Origin of the sequence: Anoxybacillus sp. PDR2, assembly GCF_009834045.1 — a bacterium.
Lineage (GTDB): Bacteria > Bacillota > Bacilli > Bacillales > Anoxybacillaceae > Anoxybacteroides > Anoxybacteroides rupiense.
Genome location: NZ_CP047158.1, coordinates 71,577 through 92,500 on the forward strand (window position 1 = coordinate 71,577; position 20,924 = coordinate 92,500).

Annotated in this window: 23 protein-coding genes and 2 tRNA genes (1 of these 25 only partly in view); all 25 read left to right on the forward strand. The window is 41.0% G+C overall.

The features are described 5' to 3' along the window. Positions 1-11: 11 nt before the first annotated feature. The gene (locus tag GRQ40_RS00350; protein WP_066151198.1) at positions 12-290 is read left to right on the forward strand and encodes an RNA-binding S4 domain-containing protein; all 279 of its coding nucleotides are present in this window, start codon (positions 12-14) and stop codon (positions 288-290) included. A gap of 73 nt (positions 291-363) precedes the next feature. Next, entirely contained in the window at positions 364-666 is a 303-nt protein-coding gene (gene yabP, locus GRQ40_RS00355; RefSeq protein ID WP_044742018.1) for a sporulation protein YabP, read from the forward strand. After that, positions 663-1,274 carry a spore cortex biosynthesis protein YabQ gene (yabQ, locus tag GRQ40_RS00360; protein WP_066151195.1) on the forward strand — a complete coding sequence of 204 codons (612 nt, stop codon included), beginning with the start codon at positions 663-665 and terminating at the stop codon, positions 1,272-1,274. Before yabP ends, yabQ begins: the two co-directional genes overlap by 4 nt. A 17-nt stretch (positions 1,275-1,291) precedes the next feature. After that, complete coding sequence (locus GRQ40_RS00365) at positions 1,292-1,663, forward strand: FtsB family cell division protein (protein ID WP_066151191.1); 372 nt, start codon at positions 1,292-1,294, stop codon at positions 1,661-1,663. A 115-nt stretch (positions 1,664-1,778) separates the two neighbouring features. Continuing rightward, complete coding sequence (locus GRQ40_RS00370; protein ID WP_066151188.1) at positions 1,779-2,177, forward strand: S1 domain-containing RNA-binding protein; 399 nt, start codon at positions 1,779-1,781, stop codon at positions 2,175-2,177. A 307-nt stretch (positions 2,178-2,484) separates the two neighbouring features. After that, a tRNA-Met gene (locus GRQ40_RS00375) sits at positions 2,485-2,558 on the forward strand. Positions 2,559-2,570: 12 nt separating this feature from the next. Next, positions 2,571-2,642, forward strand: a tRNA-Glu gene (locus GRQ40_RS00380). A gap of 196 nt (positions 2,643-2,838) precedes the next feature. After that, entirely contained in the window at positions 2,839-5,316 is a 2,478-nt protein-coding gene (spoIIE, locus tag GRQ40_RS00385) for a stage II sporulation protein E (RefSeq protein ID WP_044743278.1), read from the forward strand. A 61-nt stretch (positions 5,317-5,377) separates the two neighbouring features. Then, positions 5,378-6,118: a VWA domain-containing protein gene (locus GRQ40_RS00390; RefSeq protein WP_044743279.1), complete on the forward strand. Its 741-nt coding sequence runs from the start codon at positions 5,378-5,380 to the stop codon at positions 6,116-6,118. Continuing rightward, positions 6,084-7,067: a protein kinase domain-containing protein gene (locus GRQ40_RS00395; RefSeq protein ID WP_082063646.1), complete on the forward strand. Its 984-nt coding sequence runs from the start codon at positions 6,084-6,086 to the stop codon at positions 7,065-7,067. The genes GRQ40_RS00390 and GRQ40_RS00395 overlap by 35 nt, the downstream gene beginning before the upstream one ends. An 86-nt stretch (positions 7,068-7,153) precedes the next feature. Next, the gene (gene tilS, locus GRQ40_RS00400) at positions 7,154-8,545 is read left to right on the forward strand and encodes a tRNA lysidine(34) synthetase TilS (RefSeq protein WP_066151185.1); all 1,392 of its coding nucleotides are present in this window, start codon (positions 7,154-7,156) and stop codon (positions 8,543-8,545) included. Between the two features lie 22 nt (positions 8,546-8,567). Then, positions 8,568-9,113: a hypoxanthine phosphoribosyltransferase gene (gene hpt, locus GRQ40_RS00405; RefSeq protein WP_044743282.1), complete on the forward strand. Its 546-nt coding sequence runs from the start codon at positions 8,568-8,570 to the stop codon at positions 9,111-9,113. A gap of 91 nt (positions 9,114-9,204) precedes the next feature. Then, positions 9,205-11,097, forward strand: a complete 1,893-nt coding sequence (ftsH, locus tag GRQ40_RS00410; RefSeq protein ID WP_044743283.1) for an ATP-dependent zinc metalloprotease FtsH — start codon at positions 9,205-9,207, stop codon at positions 11,095-11,097. Positions 11,098-11,291: 194 nt separating this feature from the next. After that, positions 11,292-12,065, forward strand: coding sequence for a type III pantothenate kinase (locus tag GRQ40_RS00415; RefSeq protein WP_066151183.1), 774 nt, complete (start codon positions 11,292-11,294; stop codon positions 12,063-12,065). A gap of 15 nt (positions 12,066-12,080) precedes the next feature. Then, positions 12,081-12,971, forward strand: coding sequence for an Hsp33 family molecular chaperone HslO (gene hslO, locus GRQ40_RS00420; RefSeq protein ID WP_159719164.1), 891 nt, complete (start codon positions 12,081-12,083; stop codon positions 12,969-12,971). 87 nt (positions 12,972-13,058) lie between these two features. Then, positions 13,059-13,985 carry a cysteine synthase A gene (gene cysK, locus GRQ40_RS00425; RefSeq protein WP_066151178.1) on the forward strand — a complete coding sequence of 309 codons (927 nt, stop codon included), beginning with the start codon at positions 13,059-13,061 and terminating at the stop codon, positions 13,983-13,985. Between the two features lie 98 nt (positions 13,986-14,083). Continuing rightward, positions 14,084-15,499, forward strand: a complete 1,416-nt coding sequence (gene trpE / locus GRQ40_RS00430) for an anthranilate synthase component I (protein ID WP_066151175.1) — start codon at positions 14,084-14,086, stop codon at positions 15,497-15,499. A gap of 6 nt (positions 15,500-15,505) precedes the next feature. Then, the gene (gene pabA, locus GRQ40_RS00435; RefSeq protein ID WP_044743287.1) at positions 15,506-16,084 is read left to right on the forward strand and encodes an aminodeoxychorismate/anthranilate synthase component II; all 579 of its coding nucleotides are present in this window, start codon (positions 15,506-15,508) and stop codon (positions 16,082-16,084) included. A gap of 3 nt (positions 16,085-16,087) precedes the next feature. Then, on the forward strand, positions 16,088-16,966 hold the full coding sequence (gene pabC / locus GRQ40_RS00440) for an aminodeoxychorismate lyase (protein WP_159719165.1): 879 nt from the start codon (positions 16,088-16,090) through the stop codon (positions 16,964-16,966). Continuing rightward, positions 16,963-17,796, forward strand: a complete 834-nt coding sequence (gene folP, locus GRQ40_RS00445) for a dihydropteroate synthase (protein WP_159719166.1) — start codon at positions 16,963-16,965, stop codon at positions 17,794-17,796. Before pabC ends, folP begins: the two co-directional genes overlap by 4 nt. Further along, entirely contained in the window at positions 17,789-18,148 is a 360-nt protein-coding gene (folB, locus tag GRQ40_RS00450) for a dihydroneopterin aldolase (RefSeq protein ID WP_066151252.1), read from the forward strand. The genes folP and folB overlap by 8 nt, the downstream gene beginning before the upstream one ends. Beyond that, on the forward strand, positions 18,149-18,676 hold the full coding sequence (gene folK / locus GRQ40_RS00455) for a 2-amino-4-hydroxy-6-hydroxymethyldihydropteridine diphosphokinase (protein ID WP_159719167.1): 528 nt from the start codon (positions 18,149-18,151) through the stop codon (positions 18,674-18,676). Beyond that, on the forward strand, positions 18,628-18,870 hold the full coding sequence (locus GRQ40_RS00460) for a helix-turn-helix domain-containing protein (protein WP_066151163.1): 243 nt from the start codon (positions 18,628-18,630) through the stop codon (positions 18,868-18,870). The genes folK and GRQ40_RS00460 overlap by 49 nt, the downstream gene beginning before the upstream one ends. Beyond that, positions 18,863-19,864, forward strand: coding sequence for a tRNA dihydrouridine synthase DusB (dusB, locus tag GRQ40_RS00465; protein ID WP_066151161.1), 1,002 nt, complete (start codon positions 18,863-18,865; stop codon positions 19,862-19,864). The genes GRQ40_RS00460 and dusB overlap by 8 nt, the downstream gene beginning before the upstream one ends. A gap of 84 nt (positions 19,865-19,948) precedes the next feature. Next, positions 19,949-20,924: the 5' portion of a lysine--tRNA ligase gene (gene lysS / locus GRQ40_RS00470; RefSeq protein WP_080859996.1), read on the forward strand. The gene runs 509 nt beyond the window's last position; 976 of the gene's 1,485 nt are visible here — the first part of the coding sequence; it begins with the start codon at positions 19,949-19,951; its stop codon lies off the right edge, out of view.

Below are 20,924 nucleotides of genomic sequence, written 5' to 3' on the forward strand. Positions count from 1 at the left end.
GAGGAAGGCTAATGCGGCTTGATAAGTTTTTGAAGGTATCACGCCTTATTAAAAGGCGGACATTAGCGAAAGAAGTGGCAGAGCAAGGGCGTATCGCGATCAACGATACCATTGCAAAGGCTAGCTCAACAGTGAAAATAGGGGATGAAGTGACGATTCAATTTGGACAGAAAAAATTGACTGTTAAAATTACTGATTTAAAAGAAACGACAAAAAAAGAAGAAGCGTCGCAGCTTTATGAAATTATAAAGGAAGAGCGTATCGAAGAGGAACTCCCACAAAATGAATGATGATAGCTTGTTCTAAAATGTCCCTCGCATTCATACATATGGTACAAATGTGAGATGATTGCGGGGGATGAATATGAGCCAACATTACGAAGGAATGAACAATAAAGGAGCTGTGCAAGAGCATGATGTGGTGATGCGGGGGCGCCGGCTTTTAGATATTACGGGTGTCAAGCAGGTAGAAAGCTTTGACAGCGAAGAGTTTTTGTTGGAAACAGTGATGGGATTTTTGTCTATTCGGGGACAAAACTTGCAAATGAAAAACTTAGATGTTGATAAAGGAATTGTTTCCATCAAGGGGAAAATTTTCGATTTGATTTATTTAGATGAACATCATCAGGAGAAAGCTAAAGGATTCTTTAGCAAGTTGTTCAAATGAGTGTAACCACTCAACTCGAAACGATGCTTGCTATGATTGGAATGGGCGGCTGGCTCGGCCTGTCGATCGACACATATAGCCGCTTTTTACAACGCCGGAAGCGGGCTCGTTTCATCGTTTTTATTAATGATGTTTTATTCTGGCTCCTCCAAGGTCTCATTATTTTTTATGTATTGCTGCTTGTTAATGAAGGGGAACTGCGAGTTTATATTTTTTTAGCTATTTTATGTGGTTATGCCGCTTATCAAAGCTTGTTGCGCAGCCTATATTTGCGGCTATTAGAAATGTTCATTCGCTTTTTTACAGCATTGTTCCGCTTTTTTGTCAGGACATGCTATTATATAGTGGTTCGCCCTATACAAGGGCTTCTGCATCTATTACTGCTGCTTTTGCTTGTGATATGGAAATTGATTCTTTCGACATGTAAACTGCTCTATCGTTGTGTTATTTTTTTGCTAATGCCTGTTTTTTGGCTGATAAAATGGCTTTGGATGATGGTTCCGCTTAAACAAAGAGAGACAATAGCTAAATTTTTTGATTGGGCGGCAGGAGTTGTGCAAAGAGTCAAGAATATCATCATAAAAAGGAGCTCTAAATTCCGAAAATAGGAGTGGAGGTATAAAATGTGAGTGCTTTACATAAAAACAATGTGACAAAGCTTCATTCTTCATATGCTCTAGCACACGAAGAAAAAGAAAGGAAAACGGCAAAAAGACGGCGTATGGTTGTTATTCGTTTTGCTTTTTTATGTGCGGTGCTCATGGCGCTGTCCACTGTATTTTTATATTCTCTCCACTCTCAGTCCGCCGATATTGAGGCGAAGGTAAAAGAGCAGCAGAAGCTCGAGAAACAATTAAAAGCGTTGGAGAAGCAGCAAAAGCAATTGGAGGCCGAAATTAAAAAGCTGCATGACGATGACTATATTGCGGAACTGGCCAGAAAAAAGTATTATTTATCAAAAGAAGGGGAAATCATATTTGCTGTTCCGAAAAAATAATCAGCGAATCCCTCAAGACATGGGCATTGAGCTTATTGACACCTGTTTTTCGCATTCGTTATAATAAAGAAAATAATTTTTACTTTTTTAATGATTAAGGAGGAGCACTTTTTTTATGTCAATTGAAGTAGGCAGCAAGTTACAAGGCAAAGTAACGGGAATTACAAAATTCGGAGCGTTTGTGGAGCTGCCAGACGGCGTAACAGGCTTGGTGCATATTAGCGAAGTAGCCGATAATTATGTAAAAGATATTAATGACCATCTTAAAGTCGGCGATGTGGTAGATGTCAGAGTCATTAATGTTGAAAAAGACGGAAAAATCGGCTTGTCGATTAAAAAGGCAAAAGAATCGCAGTCTTCACAGCGCCCGCGTACGAAAGTGAATGATCGTGCCACAAAAGAGAGTTTCGAACAAAAAATCAGCCGCTTTTTAAAAGAAAGCGAAGATCGTTTAGCCTCTCTAAAACGTCATACTGAATCAAAACGAGGAGGTCGTGGCGCGAGACGCGGTTGACTTGCTGCTGAATTACCATAATAATCGGGCAGATAAGTAAATGGTGAACGTATAGAAGCATCCAGCTGATGGATGCTTTTTCTATGTCGCATCTGATGATGGTCATACAAACTCAAGTGGCTGACGTGTGTAAATGTCGCTCGTTTTGTCAAAGAATACAGGGATCGTCATGCGATAGACAGCGATGCTTGTTATGTAAGTACAGGCAAGGCAGAACGGTGGCCATATTCCTTTTTACATTCAAAAATAGATAAAAAAATGTTGACAAAAGAAAAATAGAAAATTAAAATTGTAATTGTCGTTATATGGCGGCGTAGCTCAGCTGGCTAGAGCGTACGGTTCATACCCGTGAGGTCGGGGGTTCGATTCCCTCCGCCGCTATCATAAAAATAAGGCCCGTTGGTCAAGTGGTTAAGACACCGCCCTTTCACGGCGGTAACACGGGTTCGAATCCCGTACGGGTCACTACAGGAGGATGCTTCCTAGCAATAGGAAGCATCCTTTTTTATTTTTTTCAAACAAGGCAGAGCCTGTATCATTATGGCAAGTGAGCATGAAATTCGTCGAACAGTTTTTTATACAGCGTTCCTTTTTTGACAAATTTTTGATAATTCAGGAGATATAATAGGGCTAATAGAAAAAACAAAGGAGTGGTTCGGAAGTGGAAAGAATTGAAAGTCGTTTAATCAACCAAATTTCAGAGGTGCCGCTTAACAACACACCAGCTATTTTCTCACGTTGGACGAAGCATTTGAAATTAAGGTTAGGGCATTTGTTTATTCATAAAGGATTTCTATTATTAGTCATTGGTTTTTTGCTTGGGCGCGCGCTCATTTTATCAAAGCTGATTCCATTTGCTTTGCCATTTTTTGTGTCTGTTTATATGATGCGCCGTGAAAAAGCAGGGTTAGCATTTATTGCTTTAGTAGCAGGATCACTAACGGTATCGTTTGAAACGGCGCTGTTTGTTTTGGGAGGGATGGTTAGCTTTTTGCTGCTCTATCCATTCATTAAGAAATTTTTTGATGAATCACTGAAAACGCTCCCTGTTGTTGTATTTTGTCTCTCTTTTTCTACAAAATTGGCGGTTATTTACCTTTTATCGGGTACACCGACAATGTACGAAAATATCATGGCTTTGATTGAAGCTGGTCTTGGGTTTGTCCTTACTCTGATTTTTCTGCAAAGCATTCCTCTGTTAACAATGCAAAAATATAAGCAATCATTAAGGTCTGAGGAAATTATTTCTCTCGTTATTTTACTTGCTTCGATGCTAACAGGTACGATTGGCTGGCAGCTATCTGATTTATCTGCTGAGTATATTTTATCCCGTTATCTCGTATTACTATTTGCTTTTGTGGCAGGTACAACAGTTGGTTCGACAGTAGGAGTAGTAACAGGACTGATTTTAAGCTTAGCGAATGTGGACAATTTATATGAAATGGGATTGCTTGCATTTGCTGGGCTTTTAGGCGGCTTATTGAAAGAAGGCAAGAAAATTGGTGCGGCTTTTGGAATGCTTGTTGCTACTTTATTGATCGGATTGTATGGAAACGGAAAAATGGATGTCGTTCCAACCATATTGGAATCTTGCGTTGCGACATTGTTGTTTCTGCTTACTCCTAGCTCGTTAATAGAAAAGGTAGCCAAGTATGTACCTGGCACTGTCGAGTATATGAATGAACAACAGCAATATGTACGGAAAGTGCGCGATGTGACTGCTCAGAGAGTTTCGCAATTTTCCCGTGTGTTTCAGGCATTGGCTAACAGCTTTTCTAGCGATCGGCTTCTTTCAGATCATGAATATAGCGAAAAAGAGGTTGACTATTTCCTTAGCAATATTGCTGAGAAAACATGCCAAACATGCTTTAGGAAAGAACAATGCTGGTCTCAACAGTTTGATACAACATATGATTATATGAAACAGATTATGACAGAGGCTGAGACAGGAAATCTCATGCAAAACCATAAACTTTTGCGTGAATGGGATCGCTACTGCATGAAGGCCAAAAAAATGGTTGAAGTGATGGAAAAGGATGTTGCGATTTATCAAGCTAATCAAAAACTGCGAAAGCAAATTCAAGAGAGCCGCAAGCTTGTGGCTGAACAACTTATGGGAGTTTCGCAAGTTATGGAAGATTTTGCTAAAGAGATTCAACGGGAGCGCGAAAATCATTATTTACAGGAGGAACAAATTTTCCACGCGTTGCAGGAGTTTGGCATCGAGGTGGGGCATGTTGATATTTATAGTTTGGAAAAAGGAAATATTGATATTGAGATGAGCATTCCATATTGCGAGGGGCGAGGGGAATGTGAAAAATTAATCGCGCCGATGCTTTCTGATATTTTAGATGAAACCATTGTTGTCAAAAGAGAGGAGTGTGCCGCCTATCCAAATGGATATTGCCGTGTTGCATTCGGATCAACGAAAGCTTTTGTTGTCGAAACAGGGGTAGCGTTTGCAGCAAAAGGAGGGGGATTTGTTTCTGGTGATAGTTATTCCATGATTGAGCTTGGCGCAGGAAAATATGCGATTGCAATCAGCGATGGGATGGGGAATGGAGAAAGAGCGCATAATGAAAGCAATGAAACGCTTCGGTTATTGCAAAAAATTTTACAAACAGGTATTGATGAAACAGTAGCCATTAAGTCGATTAATTCGATTCTTTCACTGAGAACGACGGATGAAATTTTTTCAACACTTGATTTAGCGATTATTGATCTGCAAAATGCGGCCACGAAATTTTTGAAAATCGGCTCTATTCCTAGTTTTGTTAAAAGAGGAAATAAAGTGATAAAAATTGAATCAAGCAATTTACCAATAGGAATTATTAAAGAATTCGAATTTGAAATGGTTAGCGAGCAATTAAAAGCGGGCGATCTATTAATTATGATGAGCGATGGAGTATTTGAAGGGCCTTCCCATGTCGAGAATCATGAGCTATGGATGAAACGAAAAATTACCGAATTGCAAACCAATGATCCACAAGAAGTAGCGGATTTAATCATGGAAGAGGTGATTCGAACTCGTTCTGGAAAAATCGAGGATGATATGACCGTAATCGTAGCTAAGATTAAGCATAATACGCCAAAATGGGCAACGATTCCGGCTTATATGTATGCGAAAAAAGCTCAATAAGTATAAAATTCTTTCATTCCGTCGATGATGGTAATACATCATTTGAGGAGGGGAATGAAAGGTGCGAAAAGGAACATTACGGCAAATTTTATTAATTACGGATGGTTGCTCCAACCACGGAGAAGATCCGATCGCAATGGCTTCTCTAGCTAAGGAGCAGGGAATTACAGTCAATGTCATTGGTGTGCTTGATCAAGATACGATTGATGAAAACGGCTTGCGTGAAATAGAAGGAATTGCAATGGCGGGAGGTGGAGTTAGTCAGGTTGTTTATGCTAAACAGCTATCACAAACCGTGCAAATGGTCACACGAAAAGCGATGACACAAACATTGCAAGGAGTGGTTAATAAAGAGCTAAAGCAGATTTTAGGTTCCGATACATCGTTAGAGGATCTGCCTCCAGAAAAGCGCGGAGAAGTCATGGAAGTTGTCGATGAACTCGGCGAAACGATTGAATTGGAAGTTTTAATATTAATAGACACAAGCGGAAGCATGAAAACCAAGCTGCCAACAGTCAAAGAAGCATTATTTGATTTATCGTTGAGCTTAAATGCCCGTACCGGAGATAACCAATTCTCTGTTTTCGTATTTCCTGGGAAACAAGGAAATGTAGAAAAAGTGATGGACTGGACACCTAATCTGGAGGCACTATCGTCCGTATTTCCGAAATTAACGTCTGGAGGACTTACACCGACAGGTCCTGCATTACGTGAAGCGGTTTCCTACTACTTCAATAAAAAACGTTCCTTAAGGAGTTTGATCTCTGGTGATGAATCATACTTTGAAGAATCATCTATGTAAGCTGCCGACTGGAACGATTATTACGGGAAAATGGCATCGCAAAGCATACAAAATGATTAAGCTGCTCGGCAACGGAGCAAATGGGGTTGTTTATTTGGCGGAAAGCCAAAAGGGGCTTGTGGCGATTAAATTAAGTGATAATAACACCACCATTTTATCTGAAGTAAATGTATTAAAACGTTTTTCCAAGGTCCAAGGAGCCGCCCTTGGGCCTTCTTTGCTAGACGTGGATGACTGGCTTGATCCCTCTACCAATCGCCTGACTCCTTTTTATGTAATGGAATATATTAAAGGAGAGGAGTTCTTTTCCTTTATTAAAAAAAGAGGAAAAGAATGGATGATCATTTTAATTTTGCAATTGCTATCTGCATTAGATAAGCTGCATAAAGAAGGCTGGGTATTTGGAGATTTAAAACCAGAGAATTTGCTAGTGGCAGGAATGCCACCAACTATTCGGCTACTTGATGTTGGCGGTACGACTTTGCAAGGAAGAGCAATTAAAGAATTTACTGAATTTTATGATCGGGGATATTGGGGACTTGGTTCACGAAAAGCAGACCCTGCTTATGATCTATTCGCAGTCGCAATGATGATGATTCATGTTTGCTATCCTACACAATTTACCAAAAAGGAAAATGCGCGTCAGCAGTTACTATCTATGATTGAAGCGGATGCGACATTGCGAAAATATCGCAAAGCCCTTATGAAAGCGATTGATGGAACCTATAAGCAAGCGATTGAAATGAAACGAGATCTGGTAGCGGCTATTCATCATTCTGATCTCCCGCCAAAAGAAAAGCATGTTCCTCCCCAAACAATTCCTTCATCAAGAAGCAGGAAAAAACGGCGGAAAGCAAAAAAGCGGCGAGGAGGAGTGATTGAAACGGCATTTATTGCTGCCATTTTATTATTCGTATACGTACTATACTTATATGGACAAGTTCTTTAAATTGACAAACCTTCTTTTTTGAGAAAATATTTCATTAATGATACGATAAATAATGAAGAAAATTGATAGAAGAGGGTTTTTGCTATATGCTTTCGACCGTCCGTTCCTTTATTCAGACGCATCAGCTGCTTGAGCCGAATTCGACTGTTGTAGTTGGTGTATCAGGTGGACCTGATTCTCTTGCTTTGCTACATTTTTTTTATACTATTCGACATGAATGGAAAATCAAGCTTGTTGCTGCTCATGTAGATCATATGTTTCGCGGTCTACAATCAGAAGAAGATATGAATTTTGTGAAACATTTTTGCGCTCAGTTCGGTATTATATGTGAGGCAACACAAATTGACGTTCCTTCTTTCCAACGTCAGACCAAGATAGGTGTACAGGAGGCAGCTCGCATATGCCGTTACCGTTTTTTTCAGGAAATCATGGAGAAGCATTCTGCTTCTTATGTAGCGTTGGCGCATCATGGTGACGACCAAATTGAAACAATTTTAATGAGGCTTGTTCGTGGAAGTAGCCAGAAGGGATATGCCGGGATTCCGGTTAAGCGGCCATTTCACGATGGTTATATCATCCGTCCATTTTTATGCATCAGTCGGGATGATATTGAAGCATACTGTTATGATCATGGCCTTCAGCCTCGCTACGATGAAAGCAATACGAAAGATAGCTATACAAGAAACCGATTTCGCCACGTGCTCCTTCCTTTTTTGAAAAAAGAAAATCCGCGTGTCCATGAACGGTTTCAATATTATAGTGAAACGATGATGGAGGATGAAGCCTTTTTAGAGGAATTAACGGAGCAAGCGATGAATAAGGTAATGGAAAAGCAATCTGACGAAATTACTTTGCGGATTCAGCCGTTTCAAGCGATGCCTAAGCCTTTACAAAGAAGAGGGATTCAACTAATATTGAACTGTCTTTATGATGGAAAGCCTTCCTCTTTGTCCTCGTTACATATAAAAAATGTGTTAGCCATTTTAAACAATAACCATCCTTCAGGCAGGCTGGATTTTCCAAATGGTCTAAAAATCATTCGTTCTTATGATAGCTGTACCTTCACGTTCCAAGAAAAGAAAACAGGGGCTTATATGGTCGAATTTGATGCAGCCATACCAACAACGTTGTATTTGCCAAATGGATGTGCAATCATAAGCGAATTTTGGGAACACTATCCGAGGGAGCGAAAAGGAAATGCCATACTGGTTCTAGATCCAGAAACGCTTGAACTTCCTCTGCGTGTGCGAACAAGGCGCAAGGGTGATCGCATGACATTAAAAGGGATGAAGGGAACAAAAAAAATCAAGGATATTTTTATTGAAAAAAAAATCCCTTTGCATGAACGAGATAGCTGGCCTGTACTTGAAGATGGACAAGGGAGAATTTTGTGGCTTCCAAAGCTAAAAAAATCCGCTTTTGAAGCAACTGATGTTACAAAAATGCGATATCTTGTATTACACTATAAAGAGCAATGAACATCTAGGAGGAAAAAAGAAAATGGGGATGAATCAAGATATTCAAAAAGTTTTAGTGACACAGGAACAAATACAGGAAAAGGTAAAGGAGCTAGGTAAACTGCTTACAGAGGAATATGACGGACGGTTTCCGCTGGCTGTGGGCGTGTTAAAGGGGGCAATGCCTTTCATGTCGGATTTGCTAAAGCATATTGATACATACTTAGAAATGGATTTTATGGATGTGTCTAGCTATGGAAATGCGACGGTGTCATCTGGAGAAGTCAAAATCTTAAAAGATTTGAATACGTCTGTTGAAGGACGTGACATCTTAATTATCGAGGACATTATTGACAGCGGTCTGACCCTGAGTTACTTGGTAGAGCTGTTCCGCTACCGCAAAGCAAAATCGATCAAGATTGTGACGCTTTTAGATAAACCAGCTGGACGAAAAGCAGATATTGAAGCAGATTATGTTGGCTTTGTCGTTCCGGATGAGTTTGTGGTGGGGTATGGGCTAGACTATTGTGAAAAATATCGCAACCTTCCTTATATCGGTGTGTTAAAGCCTGAAGTATACAGCAAATAAAGCGGCAGTCCATACGGTGAATTGGTTGTGTTGGAATGATTTTCTATGGTACTATTGAATATAGCGTGTTTCATATGGGAGGAGGCAAGAAATGAATCGGATCTTCCGTAATACGATATTTTATTTACTAATTTTTCTCGTGGTCATTGGCGTTGTCAGCTTCTTTAATGGGAGCAACCAGCGGACTGAACCGATGACATACGATGCTTTTATTACCCATCTAGAAAACGGTGATGTCAAAACGTTTTCCATGAAGCCGGAACGTGGCGTATACGAGATTAGAGGCCAGCTAAAAGACTATCGTGAAGGCCAGTATTTTTCTACGTATGTAATGAACAGTGATCCTGTTTTAAACCGTATTGACGCGGCGGCTAAACGGACGAGAGTAGAAGTGATGCCGGCGGATGAAACAAGCGGTTGGGTGACGTTCTTTACGTCGATTATTCCGTTTGTTATCATTTTCATTTTATTTTTCTTCTTGCTGAATCAAGCGCAAGGCGGCGGCAGCCGAGTAATGAATTTCGGAAAAAGCCGCGCAAGACTTTATAACGAAGAAAAGAAAAAAGTGCGCTTCCGCGATGTGGCTGGCGCAGATGAAGAGAAGCAGGAACTTGTAGAGATTGTGGAATTTTTAAAAGACCCGAGAAAATTTGCCGAGTTGGGTGCTCGCATTCCAAAGGGAGTGCTGCTTGTTGGACCTCCTGGTACAGGGAAGACGTTGTTAGCTCGTGCGGTAGCTGGAGAAGCAGGAGTTCCGTTTTTCTCCATCAGCGGTTCGGACTTTGTAGAAATGTTTGTAGGTGTCGGTGCATCACGCGTGCGTGATTTGTTTGAAACTGCGAAAAAGAATGCGCCTTGTATTATTTTTATTGATGAAATCGATGCGGTCGGTCGTCAGCGTGGTGCGGGGCTTGGTGGTGGACATGATGAACGCGAGCAAACGCTGAACCAATTGCTTGTGGAAATGGATGGATTTAGCGGCAATGAAGGCATTATTATTATTGCGGCAACGAACCGTCCAGACATTCTTGATCCAGCATTGCTGCGCCCGGGCCGCTTTGACCGTCAAATCACGGTAGATCGCCCGGATGTGAAAGGGCGTGAAGCGGTGTTGCGAGTCCATGCCCGCAACAAACCATTGGATGAATCTGTTGATTTAAAAGCCATTGCTATGCGCACTCCAGGATTTTCTGGCGCTGATTTAGAGAATTTGCTCAATGAAGCAGCTCTCGTAGCTGCGCGGCAAAACAAAAAGAAAATTGATATGAGCGATATTGACGAAGCTACCGATCGCGTCATCGCCGGGCCGGCGAAAAAGAGCCGCGTGATTTCTGAGAAAGAGCGTCGCATTGTTGCTTACCATGAAGCGGGACATACGGTTATCGGCATGGTATTAGCTGATGCGGAAATGGTTCATAAAGTCACCATTGTGCCACGCGGGCAAGCAGGTGGCTATGCGGTAATGTTGCCAAAAGAAGATCGTTACTTTATGACCAAGCCAGAGTTGTTAGATAAAATTACTGGCTTGCTGGGCGGCCGTGTCGCTGAAGAAATCGTCTTTGATGAAGTGAGCACAGGAGCCCATAACGATTTTCAGCGTGCGACAAACATTGCTCGTCGGATGGTAACAGAGTTCGGAATGAGCGATAAGCTTGGCCCAATGCAGTTCGGCCAGTCTCATAGCCAAGTGTTTTTAGGCCGCGATTTGCATAGTGAGCAAAACTATAGCGATCAAATCGCATATGAAATTGACTTAGAAATCCAGCGAATTATTAAGGAATGCTATGATAAAGCCAAAAATATCCTAACAGAGCAACGGGATAAACTAGAGCTTATTGCCCAAACATTACTCCAAGTGGAAACGTTAGATGCAGAGCAAATTAAACATCTTTTTGAGCATGGAACGCTTCCGAATCGTACGGGAAATGGAGAGCAACAAGAAGACGTAAAAGTAAATATTCATACAAAGAAAGAAGAAGAATAAGATGTCTCTTTTTACAGAGGCATCTTTTTTCATCATATCAGAAATTACCGCTCGTTCTTTTTTTAGAAGTAAGGCGCTGTCTAGCTTCAAGCGCCATCGATGGACACTTTGCGTGCTTCTTACCTTGCAGGCAATTTTTCTATTCTTATGGTATGATGAAAAGGCAAGAATGTGTGAAAAGTGGGGATGAAGCGATGATTTTTGTGTTAGATGTCGGAAATACTAATACTGTATTAGGGGTATATGATGGAGATGAGCTAAAGCATCATTGGCGTATTGAAACAAGCAGGGGAAAAACAGAAGATGAATATGGAATGACGATTAAAGCACTCCTTAATCATGTCGATCTTAATTTTTCTGATATTGATGGAATTATTATTTCTTCTGTTGTGCCGCCGATCATGTTTGCGCTTGAACGAATGTGTCACAAATATTTTCATATTAAACCACTCATTGTTGGACCAGGAATTAAGACAGGACTCAATATTAAATATGATAATCCGAAAGAAGTAGGGGCAGACCGCATTGTCAATGCTGTTGCGGGTATCCACCTTTATGGGAGCCCGTTAATTATCGTTGACTTTGGAACTGCCACAACATATTGCTATATCAATGAACATAAACAATATATGGGAGGAGCGATTGCTCCGGGAATCACGATTTCAACAGAAGCTTTGTATTCTCGTGCTGCTAAATTGCCAAGGATTGAAATTGCGCGTCCAGATGATATTATTGGGAAAAATACCGTCAGTGCGATGCAGGCTGGTATACTATATGGTTATGTTGGACAGGTCGAAGGCATTGTATCACGGATGAAAGAAAAAAGTGCCATTCCTCCGAAGGTGATTGCAACTGGAGGGTTGGCTTCTTTGATTGCCAACGAATCGAACGTAATTGATATCGTTGATCCATTTTTAACATTAAAAGGACTGCAACTCCTTTATATAAAAAATGCAGATAAAAAATAAGAAAAGGTGAATGAAATGTCAGACTACTTAGTAAAAGCTTTGGCTTATGATGGACAAGTAAGGGCGTATGCAGTACGAACCACAACGACCGTTGGAGAGGCACAGCGACGTCATCAGACATGGCCAACGGCTTCTGCCGCTCTTGGCCGCGCTATGACAGCCGGTGTTATGATGGGAGCGATGCTAAAAGGAAATAGCAAGCTCACCATTAAAATCGAGGGAGGGGGCCCGCTTGGCGCCATTATGGTTGACAGCAATACCCAGGGAGAAGTCAGAGGGTATGTGACCAATCCGCAAGTCCATTTTGACTTAAATCAGTACGGCAAATTAGATGTAGCCAGAGCAGTAGGGACAAACGGAACGTTGACGATTGTGAAAGATTTAGGGCTGCGTGATTTTTTCACAGGTCAAGTTCCTCTTGTGTCTGGAGAGCTTGGAGAGGATTTCACATACTATTTTGTTTCGTCTGAGCAGGTGCCTTCCTCTGTTGGAGTTGGGGTGCTTGTAAACCCTGATCATACAATCCTAGCAGCCGGCGGATTTATTATTCAGCTGATGCCTAATACAGAAGAACAAACGATTCATGAAATTGAACGAAGGCTTCAAGCCATTCCTCCGGTTTCAAAAATGATTGAAAAAGGAGCGACTCCTGAAGAGATTTTAGAAGAATTGTTAGGCAAAGGAAATGTAAAAATTCTTGAAACTCTTCCTGTTGCTTTTGTATGCAGCTGTTCACGAGAAAGAATTGCAAATGCCCTTATCAGCTTAGGCCCCGAAGAAATTCAAGCGATTATTGATGAAGAAGGGCAGGCTGAGGCAATGTGCCATTTTTGCAATGAGGCGTATCATTTTACAACACGGGAGCTATATGAATTAAAGAAAATGGCTGAATCGTCGACCGAGTAAAAAATTAAATAATTGACAATTGAGAAAATAGTTGATAAATTTTAAACAAATTCTATAAAATTACTCGGGATTAGGGGTGGATAAAAAATGGCACGTGCAGTAAACTCTATTACAGAATTAATCGGAGACACACCAGCAGTAAAATTAAATCGCATCGTGGACGAAGACAGCGCAGATGTATACGTAAAGCTGGAATTTATGAATCCAGGCAGCAGCGTGAAAGACCGTATTGCTTTAGCAATGATTGAAGCCGCTGAAAAAGAAGGAAAGCTAAAGCCAGGAGATACACTTATTGAGCCGACAAGCGGCAATACTGGAATTGGCTTAGCGATGGTAGCGGCTGCGAAAGGATATAAAGCCATTCTGGTCATGCCTGATACAATGAGCTTGGAACGCCGTAATCTATTGCGGGCATATGGTGCGGAGCTTATATTGACACCAGGCAGTGAAGGAATGCGAGGAGCGATCAACAAAGCGGAAGAGTTGGCTAAAGAACACGGCTATTTTATGCCACAGCAATTTAAAAACGAAGCGAACCCGGAAATCCATCGAATTACGACAGGAAAAGAAATTGTAGAACAAATGGGCGATCAGCTGGATGCGTTTATTGCTGGAATCGGTACTGGTGGAACGATTACAGGAGCTGGCGAGGTACTGCGTGAAGCCTACCCAAATATTAAAATTTATGCAGTAGAGCCTGCAGATTCTCCTGTGTTATCAGGAGGAAAACCGGGACCGCATAAAATCCAAGGCATTGGCGCTGGATTTGTCCCAGATATTTTAAATACAGATATTTACGACGAAGTCATTGCTGTAAAGACAGAGGAAGCATTTGAGACTGCTCGCCGCGCTGCCCGCGAAGAAGGAATTTTAGGAGGCATTTCATCAGGGGCAGCTATCCATGCAGCTCTAAAGGTAGCCAAGCAGCTCGGAAAAGGAAAAAAAGTATTGGCAATTGTTCCAAGTAATGGAGAGCGTTACTTAAGTACAGCGCTATATCAATTCGAAGAATAATGAAAAGTCGCATATCTCGGCAGGGAATACTCCCTGTCGAAATTTTTTTATAGTACAATAAGTATGGTGCAACAAAGGAAGGGAGGTATGGACCTTTTATGAGACTGAGGCGAATACTCAAAAAAAAGATTGCTTATCAGCATAAGGAGTGGTTCAAACAATATCAATGGCTCGCACAAGATGAGCCTTATCATATTTTGCTAGAAAGTGGACGTTCAGGGCGTTACAGCATTATCGGCTTGCGCCCAGCCGGAATGGTACAAGGAAGCGGACAGGAGCTTTTGCTTCGCTATCGAGGAGAAGAACTGAAGCTACAAGGAAATCCGTTACATTTGCTAAAGCGATGGTTTTCGCAATGGAAGACGGATTTTGATGATGATGGTCCCGATTTTCAAGGGGGATTGATGGGCTATTTTAGCTATGATTGTGTCCGCTATATCGAACGCCTTCCTTCCCAAGCAGAGGATGATCTTAAAGTTCCAGATCTTTATTTTTTAATTTTTGACGATATTGTTGTTTATGATCATGAGGAACAAGCTCTGCATCTCATTGTTCATTATGTAGAGGAAGAACACGAAGATGCACAAAAGCGTCTTTCGCTTTATGAATTCTTATGGTTACAGGAGAGCAAGCAGCCGAATGGGTGGTTTTTTACTCCAAAGGCGCAAAGCGAATCTGTTTCCATGACAGAAACGGAGTTTATGGAGGCGGTTGAAAAAGTTCGGCAATATATCGGGCAAGGAGATGTGTTTCAAGTCAACCTGTCAGTGCGGCAATCCAAGCCTTTGTTCACACATCCATTTCACATTTATGAAAAGCTGCGTCTGTTAAATCCTTCTCCATATATGGGGTATCTTCATTTTCCGGAATTTCAGGTGGTGAGCGGCTCACCAGAATTGCTCATAAAAAAGCGAAAATCTCGTCTGAGTACAAGACCGATTGCGGGGACACGTTCGCGAGGCAGTACAGCGGAGGAGGATCAACAAATCGCTAATAAGTTGTTAGAAAACGAGAAAGAGCGAGCAGAGCATCTCATGCTTGTTGATTTAGAGCGCAATGATTTAGGCAGAGTATGCAAATATGGTACAGTAAAAGTAGATGAATGGATGACCATTGAAGCATATTCTCATGTCATGCATATTGTATCGCATGTATCAGGAGAAATGAAAAAGGAAAAAGATGTTTTTGATGTGATAAAGGCCGTATTTCCAGGCGGGACGATTACCGGGGCTCCAAAAGTGCGCACGATGGAAATCATTGAGGAATTAGAGCCAGTGCGACGCGGAATCTATACCGGATCAATTGGTTGGATCGGCTTTAATGGAGATATGGAGTTTAATATTGCGATTCGAACCATGATCGCCAAAGACGGGATGGCGCACGTACAAGCTGGCGCCGGGATTGTCATTGATTCTCGGCCACCGCATGAATACAAAGAATGTTTGAAAAAAGCAAGAGCCCTGTGGCAAGCAAAAGAGATGAGCGAAGCAGAGCGATTATTTATGACGAGGTGAGAAAAGATGATTTTAATGATCGATAACTATGATTCATTTACGTACAATTTAGTTCAATATTTAGGGGAATTAGGTGAGGAGTTAATTGTCAAACGAAATGATGAGATCGATGTGCAGGGCATACAACAATTGAATCCTGATTTTTTAATGATCTCGCCTGGGCCGTGCAGTCCGAATGAAGCGGGGGTCAGCTTGGCAGCCATTGAGCACTTCGCTGGCAAAATTCCTATTTTCGGAGTGTGCCTCGGCCATCAATCCATTGCACAAGTATTTGGCGGGGAAGTGGTTCGCGCGGAAAAGCTGATGCATGGAAAAACATCACAAATCTTACATGATGGAAAAACGATTTTTTCGGAGGTTCCAAATCCATTTACAGCTACCCGCTACCATTCATTAATTGTAAAAAAAGAAACATTGCCTGAATGCTTTGACATTTCAGCGTGGACAGAAGACGACGAGATTATGGCAATCCGTCATAAAACGCTGCCTATAGAGGGGGTTCAGTTTCATCCAGAGTCGATCATGACTGTATATGGGATGGAGCTTTTGAACAATTTTATTCAAACATATAAAAGGAATCGATAATCCATGTATGTATATATAAATGGTAAAGTTATTCCGAATGAACAGGCCCGTATTTCGCCATTTGATCACGGCTTTATGTATGGATTGGGAGTCTTTGAAACCTTTCGTACTTATAATCGTCATCCGTTTTTACTGGATGACCATCTTGCACGCCTTCATAAAAGTTTAGTGGATATGCAAATCCGTTTTTCAGTTAGCCGGGAAGAGACAATCGCAATCATTCAGCAGCTATTAGCAGCTAATCGCTTAGAAGATGCTTATATTCGCTTAAATATCTCAGCGGGAATTGGCGATATTGGTTTGCAAATCGATGCATATACTGAGCCGACTGTTATTGTATATATGAAATCATTGCCGGAAATAGCTGTAAAAGAAAAAATGTGTACCATTTTAAAAACAAGGAGAAATAGTCCTGAGGGAGAAACGCGTCTTAAATCGCATCATTATTTTAATAATGTGCTTGGTAAGCGCGAGATGAGAAACCATCCTCACATGGAAGGGATTTTTCTGAATGATTATGGCTTTCTTGCTGAAGGAATTGTCTCCAATCTGTTTTGGGTGAAAGACGGAATTGTATATACTCCAGCGCTAGAAACAGGAATTTTAAATGGAGTTACACGACAGTTTGTCATGGCTATGCTCGGCGTTTCAGGAATTCGCTGTGAAGAAGGACTTTACACCTTAAAGGATTTAGAACAAGCAGAAGAGGTATTTTTAACGAACTCAATTCAAGAAATTGTTCCCGTTTCGCGAATCGATCATTTCGTTTATCCGGGTGAACGCGGCGTCTTTGTTCAATCTTTGAAGGCCCATTATGCTTGCTTCACACATTCTTTATGGACAAGATATCAATTAACAGAAAGGATCAGTATGGAACAATGAATGTGATTCAGTGTGGACCGTATACACTTGATATAAAGCAAAAAACAATCATCATGGGGATTTTAAATGTAACACCTGATTCATTTTCGGATGGAGGAAAATTTAATGCAATCGATCGCGCTGTTGAACATGCCAAGCAATTGGTAGATGCTGGAGCAGATATTATTGATATTGGGGGGGAATCGACGCGCCCCGGAGCTGAGAAAGTAGCACTAGAAGAAGAATTAAAACGAGTGATACCTGTAATAAAAGCGTTGGCCAATGAAATAAAGGTTCCTATTTCTGTAGACACTTACAAGGCAGAAGTAGCGAAGCAAGCTATTGAGGCGGGAGCGCATATAATTAACGATATATGGGGGGCTAAAGCCGATACGAAAATGGCAGAAGTAGCTGCTCATTATCAAGTGCCGATTATTTTAATGCATAATCGCCATCAAGTAGATTATAGAGACTTAATTAACGATATGATTTCTGATCTGTTGGAAAGTGTGGAGTTAGCCAAAAAAGCTGGGGTGAAGGACGAAAATATTATTTTAGACCCGGGCATCGGATTTGCAAAAACAGCTGAGCATAATCTGCAAGTCATGAGACATTTGGACAAGTTTGTACAATTAGGCTATCCATTGTTATTAGGAACATCGCGAAAATCATTTATCGGCCATGTTCTTGATTTGCCAGTCCATGAGCGTATGGAAGGGACGGGAGCCACGATTTGTTTAGGGATTGCGAAAGGGGTTCACATCGTTCGTATTCACGATGTTCAGCCGATCGCTAGAATGGCAAAAATGATGGATGCCATGATAGGGAAAGGGGGCGATGGCCATCGATAAAATTTATCTAAACGCAATGGAGTTTTATGGATATCACGGGGCCATCCCAGAAGAAAATAGATTGGGGCAGCGATTTATAGTTGATTTAGTGATTGAGACTGACTTGAAAAAAGCAGGAGAAAGCGATTGTTTAGATGATACGATTAATTATGCCGCTCTATATGAAATATGCCGTGAAATCGTGGAGGAGCAGCGCTTTAAACTGATTGAGGCGGTGGCGGAACAAATTGCTTGCCATGTTTTATCTGCGTTTTCTTCGATTCTGCAATGCACGGTCAAAGTTGTGAAGCCGAATCCGCCTATTAAAGGCCATTACCAATCTGTAGCGGTAGAAATAGTAAGGAGACGTTAAATGGAAAACTGCGCATATATTGCCTTGGGATCTAATATTGGACAACGTATTCTTTATTTATACAAAGCTGTTCAAAAACTAGCGGAACATCCGCAAATCTCTGTTATTCAAACTTCCTCTATTTATGAAACGGATCCGGTTGGCTACATCCAACAAAACAAATTTTTAAATATGGTTGTGCAAATTCAAACGTCGCTATCTCCTTTTGAACTATTGGAAGAAACGCAAAAAATTGAGCAGGAGCTTGGGCGAAAACGAGAGATTCGTTGGGGACCGCGTACGATAGACCTTGACATTTTATTATATAATCGTGAAAATATTGAAACAGAACAACTTACCATTCCGCATCCGCGAATGACAGAAAGAGCGTTTGTATTAGTTCCGTTGTTTGAGCTTAATGAGAAAATATACATTCCAAATTTGAATGGTGATTTATCGTTATGTATAGATCAATTATTAAATAAAGAAGGGGTATATTTATGGAAGCAGAAAAGTGGGGGAGACGTATTCGCGCTTTTCGAAAGCTAAAAGGCTACACACAAGAGAGATTTGCCAAACAGTTGGGCATTTCTGTATCGGTTTTAGGGGAAATTGAACGAGGCAATCGCCTGCCGACAGAACAGTTTTTACAAATGGTAGCTCAATGCTTAAACATTACGGTTGAGGAGCTCTCGCCACCAGAGATCATAGCGGGAGAAGAAAGGAGGGCAAGAAATGTTTAAAATTGGTGATGTTCAGATCAATAACCGTGTTGTTCTAGCGCCAATGGCAGGAGTGTGTAATTCTGCGTTCCGCCTGACGGTGAAGGAATTTGGTGCGGGGTTGGTCTGTGCAGAAATGGTCAGTGATAAAGGAATTTTGTTCAATAATGAAAAAACATTAAATATGCTTTATATTGATGAACGTGAAAAGCCGCTAAGTTTGCAAATTTTTGGCGGAGAGAAGGAAACGCTTGTCGAGGCAGCGAAATTTGTCGATAAAAATACAAATGCTGATATTATTGATATTAATATGGGATGTCCTGTTCCAAAAATCACAAAATGCGACGCTGGAGCTAAATGGTTGCTAGATCCGAATAAAATTTATGATGTCGTAAGTGCTGTCGTCGATGCGGTTGAAAAACCTGTAACAGTAAAAATGCGTATCGGCTGGGACGAAGATCATATTTATGCAGTGGAAAATGCCCAAGCAGTAGAGCGCGCAGGCGGCAAGGCTGTTGCTGTTCACGGGAGAACAAGAGTGCAAATGTACGAAGGAAAAGCAGATTGGAATATCATTAAACAGGTAAAAGAAGCTGTTAATATTCCGGTGATTGGAAATGGAGACGTACAAACTCCTCAAGATGCCAAAAGAATGCTTGATGAAATAGGCGTTGACGGCGTTATGATCGGTCGTGCTGCTTTGGGAAATCCATGGATGATTTATCGAACAGTTCGCTATTTAGAAACTGGAGAATTGATACCAGAGCCATCTGTCCGAGAAAAAATAGATGTGTGCATTTTGCATTTAGATCGTCTCATTGCTTTAAAAAATGAGCATATTGCGGTCAAAGAAATGCGCAAACACGCCGCTTGGTATTTAAAAGGCGTACGTGGAAATGCAAGGGTAAGAAATGCCATTAACGAATGCAATACTCGGGAAGAGCTGGTCAATCTTTTAAGACAGTTCGTTGAAGAAGTAGAAGCAAAACAACAGAGTGATGCGCAGGCTGTGTAAGTGAAGGAATATATGTCATGACTATTTACTGTCAGCCTTTGCTGACAGTATTTTTAATAAATTAAAAAATGGAGTGAATGGAATATGAGTCACGAAGAATTGAATGACCAATTACGAGTACGTCGAGAAAAACTAAGCAAACTAAGACAGAAGGGTATTGACCCATTTGGAAAACGATTTGAACGCACGCATAAAGCCGAAGAGCTTTTTGAATTATATGGAGGTTTATCAAAAGAAGAATTGGAAGAAAAGAATATCCAGGTAGCCATTGCAGGCCGCATTATGACAAAAAGGGGAAAAGGAAAAGCTGGATTTGCCCATATTCAAGATTTGACAGGTCAAATTCAAATTTATGTGCGAAAAGATGATGTTGGTGAAGAACAATATGAAATATTTGATACTTCCGATCTAGGAGATATCGTTGGTGTTCAAGGAACCGTTTTTAAAACTAAAGTAGGCGAATTGTCGATTAAAGTATCCGCTTATGAGTTGCTAACAAAGTCTTTGCGGCCTCTTCCAGAAAAATATCATGGCTTGAAGGATATTGAACAGCGTTATCGTCAGCGTTATCTGGATTTAATTGTAAATCCAGAAAGCAAAAATACATTTATTACTCGTAGTTTAATTATTCAATCGATGCGTCGTTATTTAGATACTCATGGATATTTGGAAGTAGAGACACCGATGATGCATTCCATCGCTGGAGGAGCAGCGGCGCGTCCGTTTATTACGCATCATAATGCTCTAGATATTCCGCTATATATGCGGATTGCCATTGAATTGCATTTGAAACGCCTTATTGTAGGTGGATTAGAAAAAGTATATGAAATTGGCCGTGTATTCCGCAATGAAGGAGTTTCTACACGACATAATCCAGAATTCACGATGCTTGAGTTATATGAAGCGTATGCGGATTATCAAGATATTATGAACCTGACGGAAAATATGATTGCCCATATCGCTCAAGAAGTACTAGGTACAACAAAAATTCAATACGGAGAGCACGAAGTAGACTTAACCCCACAATGGAAACGGCTTCACATGGTGGATGCTATTAAAG